This is a genomic window from Halarcobacter anaerophilus (assembly GCF_006459125.1).
GTDB lineage: Bacteria > Campylobacterota > Campylobacteria > Campylobacterales > Arcobacteraceae > Halarcobacter > Halarcobacter anaerophilus.
Genome location: NZ_CP041070.1, coordinates 590,838 through 607,066, shown reverse-complemented (window position 1 = coordinate 607,066; position 16,229 = coordinate 590,838). Strand labels below are relative to the sequence as shown.

Genomic DNA, 16,229 nt, shown 5'->3' with positions numbered 1-16,229 from the left:
TCTCCGATTAGTTATCAAAAAGCTTTGAAGCCGCTTCTTTCATTATTAGATTGTTTTTCTCTTCCAAAATATTATCCAAATAAGTAAATACATCTTCACTTGCATTTTCTACAAGTTCTATTTTTGTTTCAATCAACTGTTTAGAACAAGATACCGAGTGTCCTGAACACTCTTTGGCTAAAGAGTTTGCTTCATCATGTACTATACTATGGCATCTTTCAAGATTTTTATAAGAAGGAACCATACTAAACTCCTCTTTTCCTAATCCCGTGTCATACCATTTCCCTAATCTACAATTATGATGGTCTACAGGATTAAAGTTATGTTCACCTCCGAAGATTAGTTGATAAAGATTGTTTTTATAAATAACATGGTCTAGTTTTGCAAGATTTATAAAGATTTTGTTTGAAATACTTTCCACTTCAAAAACAGCTCTGTTTGAATTTCTTTGGAAGTTATTCATTAAATCACTTAAAATTAGAACTCTGCTTTTTGTTTCATTTACGACACTTGCCACATTTTCCGAACTGCCTTGAATTTTTACGGTTTCTGCCTGAATCAAATCAACAACGGTTTTAATCTGAGTAGCTGCATGGGCACTTCTATTTGCCAAATTTCTAACTTCTTGTGCAACTACTGCAAAACCTTTCCCTGCTTCCCCTGCCGTTGCCGCTTCTACGGCTGCATTTAACGAAAGGATATTTGTTTGGAAAGCAATCTCTTGAATAATATTTATTACGTCTGAAATATCTTTGCTTTTTGCAACTAAAGAGCTGACGACTTCATGTTCTACTTCTATCTCTTTATGTAAATTTTCCGTATCGTTTACAATATCATTTGTAAGATTTAAACCTTTTGTAGAACCTTTTGCCGTATCTCTTGCTTCAACCATCATTGATTTTAGTTCATCAAGGAGACTTAAATATGCCTCTTGCGTCGTAGTTAAAGAGTTTGTCATATTTTTATTATGCCGTTCTAACAAACCGCCCTCTTTTTTATCATGAATTGAGGTTTGTTTTAACGATACGATAAGATAATCACCAAACTCTTTTGACATAACAGAAGCTTCACAATCATTTAAAATAACTCTTTGGCTTTTATCTTTTACTGCTTCAAGAACGGTTGTTTCATCAACTTCATGCTCTATCGTATTTTTGTTTCGGAAAAAAATATTTTCATTTTTATCAAAAACCATTAAACCTTCGCTTTGAGAGAAACCAGCCATCTCTTTGTATATATCCAAATCTTTTTGTAAAATATTAACTTCTTCTTTAGAAACAGTAGTTGAGAGTTTTTCTTCTAAATTTTGAATTTTTTCATCTTTTTTATTTGATTCTGATTTTAATTTTTCTATCTCTTTTTTTAGTTGAGAAATCTCTTCGTCTTTTATTTTGGAATTGGAAAAAAACATTAAAAGTCCACCTTTAATTTTAATTATAAAATAAGATTATAACTATTTTTTATCTTTTTTTCAAGATCATTTTATTAATGCTTTTAAATCACTCATTTAAAAAATTAGCACATTTTACTGCTTGGGAGAAAACCATTTGAAAATTGTAACCTCCAAGTTCACCTGTAATATCCAAACACTCCCCTATAAAATAAAGATTTTTTTGTTTTAAACTCTCAAATGTTTTATGATTTATCTCTTGGGTACAGATTCCGCCTTTTGTAACTTCTGCTTTTGAATATCCGAAAGTTCCCGCAGGACAAAATTCATAATTTTTTAGAATCGATAATTTATTTTTTTCCTCTTTTGTTAATTGGCTGACGGCTTTATCTTCTATATCAATAGATTTTAAGAACTCTGTCATAAATCTTTTTGCCAAAGGAAAAGCCGTACTTATTTTTTTGTTCCCTTTTAAAAATTTTTCGATTTTTTCATTTGGCAGAAAGTCAATTAATATTTTTCCTTTTTGCCAATATAAAGAGCTATTTAAAATCACAGGTCCCGAACAGCCTTTATGGGCAAAAAGAAGACTTCCGTAAAAAGATTTTTTATCTATTTTTATTTCAACCTTTGCAGAAATTCCGCTTAAATTTTTAAACCAAAACTGCTCTTTTTGAACAGTAAAACCTACTAAGGCAGGACTTGTTTTAATGATATTATGACCAAACTTTTGAGCAATATCAAAAGCTATAGAAGAGGCTCCCAAACTTTCAAAAGATAAACCTCCACTTGCAATTACTACTTTTTTTGCTTCAATTATATTTTTATTTGTTTTTATAAAAAAATTCTTCTCAAAGCTTATATCTAAAACTTTTGTTTTTAAATATTTTTTAACATGAGTCGTCAAAGAAGAGAACATATCAATTACCTCTTGGGAGGATTGACAAAAATATGTTCCTTTTACTATTTTGGGATTAACTTTTGGAAAGAGCCTGTTTTTATTTAAAAAATTTAATAACTCTTTATTTGAAAACTCTTTTAAAATATCTTCTATAAACTCTTTATCTCCCAAATAGTTTGAAGAGGAGACTTTTTCATTTGTGATGTTGCATTTTGCTCCACCGCTTACTTTGATTTTTTGTCCTATTTTTTCGTTGGCTTCTATTAAACAAACCGATTTGTTTTTAATCAAAGAAGCCAGCATCAGTCCGCTGGCTCCTGCACCTACTATTGCAATATCAAATACTATTTTTCTTCCTTTTTACATCTAAAAATATTTTTTTCATCTTTATATTCATACTCTAATGTATAATCATTTGCTTTTAAAATATTGCCTATTATATAAAGTCCCAGACCAAAAGAGTTTTTCCTTTTCTCTTCATTTGCAAAAAAAGGTTCATAATATTTTTCCAAATCGTACTCTAAAGGTTTTCCGCTGTTTTCAAAGATTATATCTTCACCTTCGTTTTTAATAACAACTTTTTTATCATCTGAGTATTTAATTGCATTATCTATTAAATTTTTTATTGCTATTGAAAAGAGTTTAAAATTTACGTCAATTTTTACATTTTTATATTTTTCGTCAACTTCCTCTTCTTCAAGCATTAAAATATCTTTTGCATTATCTATAATATCATCAAGAAAATAGTGTTTTTTTTCTATGTTTTTAGAAGAAGAGATTAACTCTTCAATAGACGCAAACTCATTTATCAAAGATTCTAACCTGTTGAAAACCTCTTTTAACTTCTCATAATTTTCTTCATTTCTTTCAAGTTCGGTTAAAAATTTACCTTTTGTAATAGGCGTTTTCAGCTCATGCATTATATTTCTGATAAATACGTTTCTTGCCTCTTTTAGTTTTTTTAGTTTTTTCGCACTTAATTTAAACTCATTTGCCAAAAGAGAGACTTCATCTTTTCTATTTGTATTGCAACATTCAAAATCAAAATTTTCATCACCTAAAGTGCTTACTTTGTCTTTTAATATTTTTAAAGGCATAAGTTTTCGCAAAGTAACTAAAAAAGATAAAATAAGAGTTATTAGTATAATTGCAAAACCTAGAATTATATAAATTTTAGAATCTATTGTTTTTTCGTTTTTATCTTCGACCAAATATGTATTTCTACCTTTTTTTAGATATAAAAACTGTCTGTCGTTTACTTGTAAAACTCTAAAAAGCATATCTTTGTAACTTCTTTGTGCCAATACGTTTGTTTTTGGATTATATGTTACGGAATTGATTTTCCCTTTATCTAAAATCATATGAAAATTTAAAGATTTTAAGTTTTCGTAAAACTCATCGTTTAAACCTTTTCTATGATGTTGTCTTAGAATAACTTGTGAAATCGGTCTATATTTTTCAACTAAATAGTGCTCTACTCTTTTTTGATTTCCAATCATTAAAATACCGAAACTTATAACTACTAAAACAATAGATATTAAAAAACTTATGGTGATTGTAAAAAATATTGATTCTCTATTCATTTGTAAATTTATACCCCATTCCTCTTATTGTATGAAGATATTTCGGCTCTTTTGGATTATCTTCTATTTTATGTCTTATTCTGTTTATAATAACGGCTAAAGAGCCTGAATTTTCATAATCTGAATTTAGAAGGTCAGAGTTTTCAAAGATATCTTCTCTGCTTATTACGAAGCCTTCTCTTTTTATCATTAAAGATAAGACTTCATACTCTGCTGCTGTGAGTTTGATATATTTTCCCTCTTTTGTAATCTCTTTTTTATCCGTATCCAGATTAAAAAGTTTTGTTTTTTCTTCTTTTATATCTTCATTGTTGTGATTAAATCTTCTAAGAATAGTTTTTATGCGAACTTCAAGTTCTCGCGGGTCATAAGGTTTTGGCAAGTAATCATCGGCTCCAAGCTGTAAAGCCGTTACTTTATCCGTGATATCGCTTCTTGCACTTGAAATTATAATAGGGATATTAAAGTTTTTTACAATCTCTTTGCAAACATCTAAACCGTCCATTCCCGGCAGCGTTAAATCTAAGATTATAAGATCGTATTTTTCTATTTTAAGACTACTTAGAGCCAAAAAAGGCTCTTCGTAGTTTGTTACTTCAATATTATACTGCTTTAAGTATTGAGTTAGAACATCCGCTAGTTCTAAATCATCTTCTACCATTGCAATTTTTATCAAAATTCATCCTTTTGTCCATCATTGAAACCATTCTGTCTTCTCTTAAATCAATCAAAACTTTAAGTTGCTCTTTTTGTTTTGGTGTAAGAATTTTATATACTTTATCAACCATTTCAGCTTTTGATTCTAGCATATTATCTCTTTTTTGTTTCATTATTTCCATATATTTGTCTTTGTCAAAACCGTTTTTTGTAAAAGCAACTGACGGTTTTACTCTGTTTTTCATCATATCTTGTCTGATTTTTTGGATATCTTTAATTTGTTCCGAAGATAAATTCAACTGTCTTACTAAACCTAAAACTCCAAAGCTGCCCGCTTTTTTATTTTTTTTCATCATTGGATTATACATTTTATTTGTAGGGCATACTCCTGTTTTCATACCTTTCATATCCCCGTTATATGCATAAAGACCTGTTCCTAATAATGCTGTAAGCGCTACTGCTGCTAAAACTTTTGTTTTCATTTTAAATCCTTTGTTTTTTGTTACATTGAAATTATGACATTAAGGATTTAACTTATTTTTAATTATATATTAACAGCAGCTTAACAAATGAAAAGATTTAAGAATTTTTTCTATTTTAGAAAAAAGTACACTTTAACCCCACTTTAATTTCTTATAATTTCATCCATAAGTGATTTTACAAATTTTACACGTTTTGTAAAACATTTAATAATTTTATACTCCTATTAATAAAAAGGAAAGAAATTAATTCCTCCTACTTTCCTTTTTATTTTCTCAAATATGTTAATGTTGTAGCAATAATATCATCGTCATCTTTACTTGGACTTTTTATTGTCTCTTTTGTATCGTCTGCTTTTACAAAGGTTATATTCATTTCATATGAACTTACTGTTTTTATTGCTTTTGCTATTGCAAGAATTTTTATAATAATCAAATCTAAAAATTGTTTGGTAGGAGTATCAGGTTTAGAGAATCTATCTTCCATCTCCTCTTCAATTACATAAACCTCATCTTTACTTTGACATTTTGATAATCTTCTGTAAAGTTCCAATCTTACTCTGTCTTCATGGATATAATCGCTGCTTATATATGCTGAAATAGCAAGTTTTATATCAACGGTTTTACTTTTTTCTTTTGTTTCACCGCTAAGTGTCGACAAAGCATCCTCAAGCATTTTAAGATAAAGCCCGTAACCTATTTGTTTTATATGACCGCTTTGGGCTTCACCTATAATATTTCCACCGCCTCTGATTTCCAAGTCTTGATGAGCCAAGGCTGTTCCGCTTCCTAAATATGAGTTTGATTCAAGGGCAACTAATCTTTTAATAGCATCATTGGTGATTTTCTTTTTATCTTCAACTACGTAATAACAGAATCCCTCTTTGTCGCTTCTTCCGACTCTTCCTCTTAATTGATGTAAATCTGCTATTCCGAATCTATCTGCACCGTCTATTATAATAGAGTTTGCATTTGGAAGATGAAGCCCTGATTCTACAATAGATGTAGCCAAAAGAATATCAAACTCTTTATTTTCAAATTTGTCTATGATTTTTTCTGCATCTGCAGGTTTTATTTTTGAGTGTATTATTTCAACTTTTATATTCGGTAACAACTCTAAAATATCCGCTTTTTTTGCCTCTATTGAAGCTATATTATTGTGTACGTAAAAAAGCTGTCCGCCTCTTCTTTTTTCTCTTAAAACAATCTCTTTAATAAGTTTGTCACTATACTCTTTTACATAAGTTCTAACACCTAATCTTTCACTTGGAGGAGTTAAAAGTGAACTCATCCCTTTTAGTTTGCTAAGTGCTAAGTTTAAAGTTCTAGGAATAGGTGTGGCACTCATTGAAAAAATATGTACATCTTCTCTAAGCTCTTTTAGTTTCTCTTTTTGTTTTACACCGAATTTATGTTCTTCATCTATTATGACCAAAGCAAGATTTTTTGTTTTTACTCCTATTATAGAGTGAGTTCCTACAACTAATTGTAAGGTTCCCTCTTGCAGATCTTTTTTTATTCGATTTTTCTCTTTTGTGGAAGTTTTACTGTCTAGTTTTGCCATTTTAATGCCAAAGGCATCAAATCTTTTTTTCATACTATAATAGTGTTGCGAAGCCAAAAGTGTCGTAGGACAAACAAAAAGTGCCTGAAAACCGTCTAATACGACTGCTAAAATTGCATTCATAGCAACTTCCGTTTTACCGAAACCTACATCTCCGCTAAGAAGCCTGTCCATAACTCTTCCCGAACTTAAATCCTCAAAAATCTCTTTTATACTTCTTTTTTGATCTTTTGTATAAGTAAAGCCCGAAGATAAAGCAAAATCTTCCAAAATCTTTTTTTGTGTATTTATTTTTATACCGTTAACTAACTCTCTTGCCGCTGCTATTTTTATAATATCGTTTGCTATTGCAAAAAGTTTATCTTTTACTTTCTCTTTTAGTTTGGCAAAACTTCCTTTCCCTAGTTTATCAACTACAGCATAAGAACTTCCGTCAGCTACATATCTATCAATTAAATCTATGTTTTCAACAGGAAGAAGAAGTTTATCATCCCCTGCATAAGTTATAACTACAAAATCTCTTTTTGCTCCCATCACAACTACAGGTTCTATTCCTTGATATTGCCCTATTCCGTGTTTTTCATGAACTACAAAATCTCCGTTTTGAAGCTCATCAAGAACAAGTTTTATCCTCTTTTTTCTTCTTTTTTTAATCTCTTTGTTTAAAGAGATTATAACTTCATTGTTCCCGACTAAATTTATAATAAAAGAATCAAAAACATAATTTATATCTTTGTTTGAAAGATCTAAATCAAAAGCTTTTACTTTTGCTTCACTTGAGGAGATTATTGTTACTTTTTTATCTTCATGGAAAGTTAAAAACTCTTTTAGGTTTGCAGGAGCAACTTCTTGATAGTTTTTGGCTCTATAAATTTGAGGAAGAGTTAGAAACTTATCTTTGTTTATTCTTTTATCTTCAAAAACATAAACTTCATCCAACTCTTCTAAAGCCTCTTGAGTGATATATGAGTTTAATTTAGAAGGAAGATATTCTCCTAACTCATCTAAATACCAAAATCCAAGAGAGTGGATATCTTTAATAAAAGCATCCGATTCTACTTTTTCAATCTCTTCGTTTATCTCTTCTAACTTCTCTTGACTTAAAGCTAAAAATGCGGGAGTTATTTTAAAAGATTCTATTTCCTCTTTAAAAGATTTTTGATCTTCTATATCAAACTTTCTTATACTCTCAACTTCATCGTCAAAAAGAGATATTCTGTATCCGACTTCGCTTCCTAAAGGACAGATATCAATAATATCTCCTCTTATGGAAACTTCCGATTCAGAAGTTACAATATCAACAAAATAGTATCCCCAGTTATAAAGTTTGTTTTTTAACTCTTCTATATTTAAACTGTCGGCAAAGGAGATTTCAAAAGAGTCAAAACAGCTCTGTTTAGGCATAGCAAAGGAGATAGTTCTAATTGGCGAGATTAAAATTTTATTCTCTTTTTTATAAGAGTAAAAATCATTTAAAGCTTTTGTTATATCTTGAAGTTCAGTTGAAAAAGAGAGTAAATCATCTCCGAAATTTGCTCTAAAATCTGCCAGAGTAAAAGCTTTAAAGCCTAAAAAAGAGACTATATCAGAAGCTATTTGAGCTTGTCTATCATCATTTACGACTAGAAGTTGACACTTTTTTAAATTTTTTTCATCATTTAGATTTTTTAGAAATTCATAAATACTATTCACTATTTTTCTTCTTCTTTTACCAATTCAAAATATTTTGTCTTTTTATCGTAATAATAAGCGGGATAAGGTGTTTCATTTAATAAAAACACCAAATTTGCATCTCCTTGGAAATCTTGTTTTTGCAAAGCAACTTTAAATATCTCCAGAATAAAAGCTTTTGTAGAAAAAAGCGTAGTAGTAGATTTTGCAGTATAAACAAAGTTTTCACCCTCTACAAGAATAAACCCCTCTTTTTTTACATGTTTTTCAAATCTCTCTTTATCTTTTAAACCCGTGATTTCTAATAATACCAATACTTCAATTTGATCATTCATTTTTTATCCTATTAATCTATTAATGTACTTAAAAAGCCAATCAATCCACCAAAAACAGCACCCCATATTACAAGCCAGCCTAAATACTCTTTTATAATATTTTGAACTAATTGTTTTACCATTTTGGGTGTTAATTCATCTAATCTTTTATTTACGATAAGACTTATTTTTTTATGAATATCTTCATTTAAATCTTCTGATTTTAAAGTCTCATTTAAAATTGTTTGAAAAGAGTTGCTTTTTGAGATCTCTATTATTGATTTTTTTAATTTTTCGACAAAGGGTTCTTTTAGAGGTTCTAAAGCAGATTCACCTCCGAACATTCCAAGCATATTACCGAAACTTGACTGCATAACAGCCTCTTTTAATGAATCATATGCAGGGGTAAAATCTGTTTTATTTAAAATTTTTTCAAAATCAATACTCTTTTTTGCACTGCTAAACTCTACTTCATAAAACTTTTTCAGATTTTCTTGTGAAAAAAACTGGTTCATTATCAAATCATGGATTGAGGTTTTAAAAACTTCAAATTTCTTTTCGATAATTCCCGAACCGTATAAAAAAGGAACTTTTTCAAAAAGCATATAAATAGCCAAAGTATTTGTAATAGCACCGCTGAAAGCGAAAATTCCTATGGTATAAAGTAGTTCATTATCATTTGCATAGCCGAAAGCCAAAAGTAAGATTGTAAATATATTCGTAATATCAGACTTATTCACTTGGATAAACCCCTTTTAAATAAAAAGGGATTTTATCATAAGTTTGGTAATTAATCTATTTAAAGATAATTCCCTATGTAACTTACTTGTAATGCTTTTTATTTAAAATTTCATTTTAAGGAGTAACTATGATTGATGTGCAAAAAGAGATTGAAAAAAAGTTTCCCAAGGTTGCCCAAAAACCTAACTTTTTAAGCAAATCCTTAATAAAGATTGCAAAAAAGGTGATTCATGAAAACTCTATAAATGAGTTTTTGGAAAAGAATTCACACTTAAAGGGTTTTGAATTTGTTGATGCTGTTTTAGACTATTTTGAATTTGACTATACCGTTTCCAGTAATGATATACAAAATATTCCAGCAACAGGCAAAGTAGTTATTATTGCCAATCATCCTTTAGGTGCTTTAGATGCTTTGTCCCTTTTAAAATTAGTTGGAACAGTTAGAAACGACGTAAAAATTGTCGCAAACAATTTTTTAGTCGGGATTGATGCTTTAAAGCCTCTTTTTATTCCAATAGATAATTATAAAAAAAGACAGTCGAAAAAAGATATTCAAAAAGTTTACGAAGCTTTAAATGAAGAGAGAGCCATAATCATTTTCCCTGCAGGAGAAGTGAGCCGTGCAGGAGCAAAAGGAGTTAAAGATCCTATTTGGAACAAAGGATTTTTAAATTTTGCCATAAATTCAAACTCACCTATACTTCCTATTTATATAGGAGGAAAAAATTCAAAAGCATTTTATACGATCTCTTTGATTAATAAAACTTTTTCAACCCTTCTTTTATCCAATGAGATGTTTAAAAAGAAATCTACAAATATCAATATAAAAATCGGAGAAATTATTCCAAACGAGAATATAAAACCGAGAGGTTTGGATAAAAAAGTTATAGTAAGTCTTTATAAGAAACATCTTTATGCTCTAAAAAAAGGGAAAAAATCCTATTTTATAACACAAAAAGCTATAGCTCATCCGCAAAAGAAAGATGATATTTTAAAAGAGTTAAAGAAATCAAAACTATTAGGGGAAACAGCTGACGGTAAAAAAATCTATCTTTATGATTATGAAGATGATTCTGTTGTTTTAAAAGAGCTTGGAAGATTAAGAGAACTTAGTTTTAGAAAAGTAGGAGAAGGAATAAATCAAAAAAGAGATACCGATAAATACGATATATATTATCAACATATAGTTTTATGGGATGAAAACGATTTGGAAATAGTAGGTTCATATAGAATTGGAAACGGTAATTTTATAAATGAGAACATAGGTAAAAAAGGTTTTTATTCAAATACTCTTTTTAGATACAGTGAAAAGTTTGAACCTTTTTTAAAAGACTCTATAGAACTGGGACGAAGTTTTGTTCAGCCCAAATATTGGGGCACAAGAGCCCTTGATTATTTATGGTACGGAATCGGTGCATATTTAAAAGCACACCCTCATATTAAATATATGTTTGGTCCTGTCTCTATTTCGGGAAGTTTCCCCTCTTTGGCAAAAGATATGATGATATTTTATTATAATCACTATTTTTCAAGCAAAGAAGAGATTGTTGAAGCAAAACTGCCTTATCAATACTCTTGCCATATAAAAGATTTAAAAGATGCTTTTTTGTTAGATGATAAGAAAAAAGATTTTAAAACTCTAAAATCAACATTAAACAGTATGGGTGTTGCAGTTCCCACACTATTTAAACAGTATGCAGATATTTGTGAAGACGGCGGAGTCAAATTTTTAAGTTTTAATGTTGATCCTGATTTTTCAAATTGTGTTGACGGCTTTATTTTAGTTGAAGTTGAAAAGATTAAAAGGAGTGCAAGAAAAAGATATATTGATGAGCAGTAGGCTTACTCTTTATCTTTTAATCTTCCTTCTATAATAAATTTTGCACCGTTTTCATAGGTATAAAATAGTTTTCCAAAGAGTTGATGGGTAACTATCGTATTTACAAGTTTTAATCCCAAACTGTTTTTTGAAACCTCTTCATAACTTTTGGGAAATCCTTTCCCGTTGTCTTTTACGACAATAGATAACTCATTTTTATTTTTTGAGAATTTGATTGAAATTTTTGGATTTTTATTATCTTTGAAGGCATATTTAAAGGCATTTGTTATTAATTCGTTTAAGATTAAACCGCAAGACATAGCTGCTTGTATATCCAACTCTAAATTCCGCATATCTATATCAACCAAAGCTTTGTTTTTTGTATCGTAAGTTCTTGAAATAGTATTTATCAAGTCTGTTATATAATCTTTAAAAGGTATTTTATTCAAACTTGTCGATTCATACAGTTTTCGGTGAAGAAGCTCCATTGTATAGATTCTTTCTTGAATATCTATTAAAACTTTCCTTACTTTTTCATCTTCTATTTCATCTTCTTGAAGTTCGATAAAACTAATTGTCAAAGCTAAATTGTTTTTTACTCTGTGATGAATCTCTTTTAATAAAATCTCTTTTTCTTCCAAAGATTTTGAGATCTCTTTTGTTTTTTCCTGAACTTTTTTATCCAAAGTTTCAATACTTTTTTCAAGAAGATCTAACATAGAATCAAAAGATTTCCCCAAGATTCCGATATCATCTTCTCCTCGAACATTACTTCTTATATTTTTCTTTCCTTCATTTACCAAAAGTGCCGTTTTTGTCAATGTGTTGATATTTTTTAAAATTCTTCTAAATAAAAGAAGAAGAAGTATAAAACTAATACCGATGGCAATTAAAGATTCAGGAAGTAAAAAGAGCACTTTTGCTCTATTTTTGTTTTCAATCTCTTTTTTATCTATTGTATGAATTATAAAAAAAGGTCTTTTAGGATTATTACTTAAATTTATTATCCATGTTAAAACCTCTTTTTTTTCAATTTTATGCACAATAGGTTTTTTCTTTTTTGAAACTTCAAAAACCTCTTTTACGCTTAAGTTCCCTATTGGAATATCTCTTGTATTAGAGAGCATACTTACATTATATTTGTTTTTTCTTTCTGCTTCATCTTTTTCGTAAAGAGGGGACTCATCGTTTTTATCTAAAGCGGGATTAATCCAAACAAAAGCCGTTTTAGTCGTAAAAAGATTGGAATCTATAATTAAATCCGTATGAATATGTTTTTTTAAACTCATCTCAAAAGGCATATGCCCAGGATTCAACTCTCTTGAACTACAGGCTATACTCAATAAAATATCTTTTATTTTATAATTATAAAAATAGTAAGGTTTAGCTTTATAATCTTTTTTATTGTCAGCTAAAACTTCATACTTCTGCCATTGGTTTAAAATATTTTTGTTATTAAAAGAGAAATAATCCTCTTTGTTTGCTTTTTTGATATTAAAATTGTTTGATGAAAGCTCATAAGAGCACTGTTTGGCAAGCTTGGATTTTTCTAAAAATTTGGCAATATCCTCTTTAGAACTTTTATTTATTAAAGCCAAAGTTTTTATCTCATTTTCAATTTTTTCTTTTGATAGTTTTATTTCCAGCTCTTTTTGCATTTTCAAAGATTTTCCTATAATCTTGATTTGTTCTTGAAGAAGCAATAAGGATTTTGTTATATATTCAACTTCATTTTCCAATGCTCTTTTTTCAAGTTTTGGAATAGATAAAGATGTTTTTATCAACATAAAAATAAAGATAAATATCAAAAAAGATAAAAATACTTTTGTTGAAAAAGAGTATTGATTTATATTAAAAATTTTAAGAAAGTTTTTCAAAAATCACTATCCTGTAACCCTCTTCATACAAATTTTCAAAAGGATTAAATCCAAGTTTGTTTTTAAGTCTGTATATCAAAGATCTAAGTTTTGACAAATCATATACGTCTTCTCTCCAAATAAAATTAAAAATAGAGTCAAAAGACATAACTTTTCCCGCATCTTTTGTTAAAATTTCAAAAAGTTTTTTCTCATTTTTTGTTAATTTGCATATTTTGTCGTCTATATAAAGTTCTGCTTGAATTTTGTCAAATTTTATATTTTTTGCAAGATAAATAAACTCTTTTTTTGAAGGATGCAGAAGATTCTGATTTTTAAAAAAGAATTGATGTTTGTGCATTGCCGTATTGATAGCGACTTTAAGCTCTTCATTTCTGCAAGGTTTTATCAAGTAGGCATAAGGTTCGGCTTCCATAGCTTTATTTAAAATTTTATCGTTGTAGTATGAAGTCAAAAAAATAATAGGTATATTAAAGTTTTTCCAAATATAGTTTGCAACATCAATACCTGTTTTTGAAGCATTTAAATTTATATCTACAATAGCAATATCGGGATAATGATTTTGTACATGAAGTATTGCATTATCAGGAGTTGATGCGATACCGCTTACGCAAAGTCCCAGTTTTTTCAGCTTAACTTCCATAGCCATAGCCAAAACTGGCTCATCTTCAACAATCAAAACATCAAAATTATTATTTGCAATTAAATTATTTGACACATATTTTCCTTTATTATGATAATGATACTCAAAACATTATAAAAAGCTTATTAAATATATTATGATAATTGATATCATAAAATCATTTTTTAGTCATTTTTCACAAGTAAAATATTCGAATTAAATTTTACATCTAGGATTATTATGAAAATAATTAGACTAATAACTGCCATATTAGGCGGCTATTTATTAAGCTCTTTATTAACAATTAGTTTAACGCTTGTATTACCTTTTTCAAATAAAGCAGAGTCCGTAGTTTTGGCTTCTATGCTCTCTTTTACTTTTTGGTTACTTTTTATTCTTTACTCTTACAGCAGTATTAGTATAAAAAAACTTTTAATTCAACTTGCAGTTGTTTCTATCCTGCTTTTTTTAATAAACAGTTATTTTTTAGAAATTAAGGCTTAATTATGGAAAAAAGTTTTAGACAATCAATGAGATGGTTACATACTTACAGCGGACTTATAGTAGGCTGGCTTCTTTTTGCCGTATTTGTAACGGGAACTAGTTCTTATTATAGAGATGAAATAAATTTATGGATGAAGCCTGAACTTCATAAATCAAAACCTTCGGAAAAAACACTTGATATAGCTCAAAAAAAGGCTTTAGAAGTTTTTGAAAAGAGTAATAATCTTTATGTCACTTTACCTAACAGTCGCTCAAACGTTATAAGTATGTTCTATCAAGAAAATAGTAAAAACAGAGAAAAAGAGATAAAACAAAAAAGAGTTTCGGAAAATAAAACTTCCCAAAGAAAGAAAAAAGGGAAAAGAGTTTTTAAATATTATGATGCATCAACAGCTGAAGAGATAAAACCAAGAGAAACATTAGGAGGAAACTTTTTATATAGATTTCACTTTGAATTATATAATATTCCAAGATTTACAGCTCGCTGGATAGTAGGAATTGCAACAATGTCTATGCTTGTAGCTATTATCACGGGAATAATTATCCATAAAAGAATTTTTAAAGATATTTTTGTATTCAGACCTAAAAAAGGTGTTAGAAGCTGGATGGATTTACATATTCTTCCTGCTGTTGCCGCTTTGCCTTTTCATATTATGATTACATATTCAGGCTTGGTTCTTTTTATGCGTCTTATGATGCCTTGGGCAATGGATACGGCTTATAATGGAGATTTTAGAGAGTATAGAGAAGATATAAATAAACTTCAAACAAAATCTTTGCAAAAAGATACTTTAAGAAAAATGGATAATAAAGTCAAGAAAATAGATAAAAGCCCACTTGAACCTGCAATTACGCAAGAAAGTTTAAAAAAGATCTTAAATCAAGCTAGTATTCATTGGCCTGACAATATAGGAGGATTTACTCTATCAAAAGAGAGAAAACAAGTAATAGTAGAAGTTCGTCCTAAAAAAGCATCCACAATATTTAGTTCAAAATTTGAAAGAGAGGCTTTAAAATATGACGGTAAAACGGCAAAATTGATTTCAAAAAATATTCCTCCTTCAAGTAACAGTATAATTATAAATACTCATACAGCTTTGGGTAGTTTGCATATGGCAAGATTTGCGGATTCTACTCTTAGATTTATATTTTTTATTTGCGGATTAAGCGGTGTTGTTTTAGCAGGAAGCGGTCTTATTTTATGGATTGAAAAAAGAAAGAAAAAGTATGAAAAGAAAAAAAGTTTCGGTTTCTGGCTGGTTGAAAAACTCAATTTAGGTACTATTGTAGGAATTTTTATTGCTATAGGTGTCTATTTTATTGCAAACAGAATAATCCCCGCTTTTGAAGAAAATAGACAAAGTTTGGAGATAAATGCCTTTTTTCTAGCCTGGTTGTTTAGTTATATTCACGCTTTTTTAAGAGATACGAAAAAAGCTTGGATTGAACAACTTATTGCGGCAACTTTAATATTTATTTTTATTCCTATAATAAATATAATTACAACAGCAAAAAGTTTTGACACTTTTATAAACAGAGACTCTTTACACTTCTATTTTGACTTATATTTTATAATAAGTGCCGCAATCTTTGCTTTGGCTTCATATATTCTATTTAAAAGGGCAAAAAGGAGCTTACAATGTTAATTAATATATCTCTTATTTATTTGGGACTTTCTCTTCTTTGTTTAGGCATGGACAAACATTACAAAGCAGTATTTCAAAAAAATATCAGCAGAGTTTTTAAGAATTTCTCTAAATTTACGGGAAGTCTGCTTTTAATAATCTCTTTAATCTTTTTAATAAAAAGTATAGGTATCTCTCTTGGAATAACTTATTGGATAGGAATATTAACCCCTGAAATAATTTTTATTGCTCTTATATTAACCTACAAAACAAAAATGTTTATTCCTTTATCTATATTTTTGCTCCTTCTCTTTTTTATTTTAAATTTTTTATAAAATTATTCTTTAAAATATTGTGTGGTTAACTCTTTGTTAATCACATTATATTAAAATCAATTTTAATATTCATTATCATTCTATCATTTTTTTATCATTTTATACCATTAAAATTCTACTAACAAAATTCATAAAAAATGAGGAGAT

General features: G+C 28.7%; 14 protein-coding genes. 4 read left to right on the top strand and 10 right to left on the bottom strand.

Annotated features, from left to right (window positions below):
• Positions 1–7: 7 nt before the first annotated feature.
• The 8 genes from AANAER_RS15225 to AANAER_RS02950 form a co-directional block, all read right to left on the bottom strand.
• Entirely contained in the window at positions 8–1,411 is a 1,404-nt protein-coding gene (locus AANAER_RS15225; RefSeq protein ID WP_129082356.1) for a methyl-accepting chemotaxis protein, read from the bottom strand.
• An 88-nt stretch (positions 1,412–1,499) separates the two neighbouring features.
• A complete protein-coding gene (locus tag AANAER_RS02980; protein ID WP_129082355.1) occupies positions 1,500–2,639 on the bottom strand; it encodes a BaiN/RdsA family NAD(P)/FAD-dependent oxidoreductase in 1,140 nt (379 codons plus the stop codon).
• On the bottom strand, positions 2,636–3,874 hold the full coding sequence (locus AANAER_RS02975; protein ID WP_129082354.1) for an ArsS family sensor histidine kinase: 1,239 nt from the start codon (positions 3,872–3,874) through the stop codon (positions 2,636–2,638). The genes AANAER_RS02980 and AANAER_RS02975 overlap by 4 nt, the downstream gene beginning before the upstream one ends.
• Positions 3,867–4,550, bottom strand: coding sequence for a response regulator transcription factor (locus AANAER_RS02970; protein ID WP_129082353.1), 684 nt, complete (start codon positions 4,548–4,550; stop codon positions 3,867–3,869). The genes AANAER_RS02975 and AANAER_RS02970 overlap by 8 nt, the downstream gene beginning before the upstream one ends.
• The gene (locus AANAER_RS02965; protein ID WP_129082352.1) at positions 4,522–5,013 is read right to left on the bottom strand and encodes a Spy/CpxP family protein refolding chaperone; all 492 of its coding nucleotides are present in this window, start codon (positions 5,011–5,013) and stop codon (positions 4,522–4,524) included. Before AANAER_RS02965 ends, AANAER_RS02970 begins: the two co-directional genes overlap by 29 nt.
• A gap of 265 nt (positions 5,014–5,278) precedes the next feature.
• The gene (gene mfd, locus AANAER_RS02960; RefSeq protein ID WP_129082351.1) at positions 5,279–8,266 is read right to left on the bottom strand and encodes a transcription-repair coupling factor; all 2,988 of its coding nucleotides are present in this window, start codon (positions 8,264–8,266) and stop codon (positions 5,279–5,281) included.
• Positions 8,266–8,580 (bottom strand): hypothetical protein, encoded by a 315-nt coding sequence (locus tag AANAER_RS02955; protein ID WP_044416144.1) that lies wholly within the window; start codon positions 8,578–8,580, stop codon positions 8,266–8,268. The genes mfd and AANAER_RS02955 overlap by 1 nt, the downstream gene beginning before the upstream one ends.
• Positions 8,581–8,591: 11 nt before the next feature.
• Entirely contained in the window at positions 8,592–9,299 is a 708-nt protein-coding gene (locus tag AANAER_RS02950) for a DUF445 domain-containing protein (protein WP_129082350.1), read from the bottom strand.
• A 128-nt stretch (positions 9,300–9,427) separates the two neighbouring features.
• Here AANAER_RS02950 and AANAER_RS02945 point away from each other — a divergent pair, with 128 nt between their 5' ends.
• On the top strand, positions 9,428–11,140 hold the full coding sequence (locus AANAER_RS02945) for a GNAT family N-acyltransferase (RefSeq protein ID WP_129082349.1): 1,713 nt from the start codon (positions 9,428–9,430) through the stop codon (positions 11,138–11,140).
• Between the two features lie 2 nt (positions 11,141–11,142).
• Here the strand turns inward: AANAER_RS02945 and AANAER_RS02940 are convergent, their stop codons facing one another.
• Positions 11,143–12,996, bottom strand: a complete 1,854-nt coding sequence (locus AANAER_RS02940; RefSeq protein WP_129082348.1) for a sensor histidine kinase — start codon at positions 12,994–12,996, stop codon at positions 11,143–11,145.
• Positions 12,980–13,714, bottom strand: a complete 735-nt coding sequence (locus AANAER_RS02935) for a response regulator (RefSeq protein ID WP_129082347.1) — start codon at positions 13,712–13,714, stop codon at positions 12,980–12,982. Before AANAER_RS02935 ends, AANAER_RS02940 begins: the two co-directional genes overlap by 17 nt.
• Before the next feature lie 144 nt (positions 13,715–13,858).
• Here AANAER_RS02935 and AANAER_RS02930 point away from each other — a divergent pair, with 144 nt between their 5' ends.
• Genes AANAER_RS02930 through AANAER_RS02920 form a run of 3 tightly spaced genes read left to right on the top strand, consistent with a single transcriptional unit; the run spans position 13,859 to position 16,082 of the window.
• Entirely contained in the window at positions 13,859–14,122 is a 264-nt protein-coding gene (locus AANAER_RS02930; RefSeq protein ID WP_129082346.1) for a hypothetical protein, read from the top strand.
• A gap of 2 nt (positions 14,123–14,124) precedes the next feature.
• Complete coding sequence (locus AANAER_RS02925; RefSeq protein WP_129082345.1) at positions 14,125–15,768, top strand: PepSY-associated TM helix domain-containing protein; 1,644 nt, start codon at positions 14,125–14,127, stop codon at positions 15,766–15,768.
• Positions 15,762–16,082, top strand: coding sequence for a DUF3325 domain-containing protein (locus AANAER_RS02920; protein ID WP_129082344.1), 321 nt, complete (start codon positions 15,762–15,764; stop codon positions 16,080–16,082). The genes AANAER_RS02925 and AANAER_RS02920 overlap by 7 nt, the downstream gene beginning before the upstream one ends.
• Positions 16,083–16,229: the final 147 nt, after the last annotated feature.

Excerpts from the sequence above, each read along its gene's own strand:
- AANAER_RS02975 (WP_129082354.1), bottom strand. The coding sequence starts at position 3,874 with ATGAATAGAGAATCAATATTTTTTACAATCACCATAAGTTTTTTAATA.
- AANAER_RS02955 (WP_044416144.1), bottom strand. The coding sequence starts at position 8,580 with ATGAATGATCAAATTGAAGTATTGGTATTATTAGAAATCACGGGTTTA.
- AANAER_RS02920 (WP_129082344.1), top strand. The coding sequence starts at position 15,762 with ATGTTAATTAATATATCTCTTATTTATTTGGGACTTTCTCTTCTTTGT.
- AANAER_RS15225 (WP_129082356.1), bottom strand. The coding sequence starts at position 1,411 with ATGTTTTTTTCCAATTCCAAAATAAAAGACGAAGAGATTTCTCAACTA.
- AANAER_RS02965 (WP_129082352.1), bottom strand. The coding sequence starts at position 5,013 with ATGAAAACAAAAGTTTTAGCAGCAGTAGCGCTTACAGCATTATTAGGA.
- AANAER_RS02925 (WP_129082345.1), top strand. The coding sequence starts at position 14,125 with ATGGAAAAAAGTTTTAGACAATCAATGAGATGGTTACATACTTACAGC.
- AANAER_RS02945 (WP_129082349.1), top strand. The coding sequence starts at position 9,428 with ATGATTGATGTGCAAAAAGAGATTGAAAAAAAGTTTCCCAAGGTTGCC.
- AANAER_RS02930 (WP_129082346.1), top strand. The coding sequence starts at position 13,859 with ATGAAAATAATTAGACTAATAACTGCCATATTAGGCGGCTATTTATTA.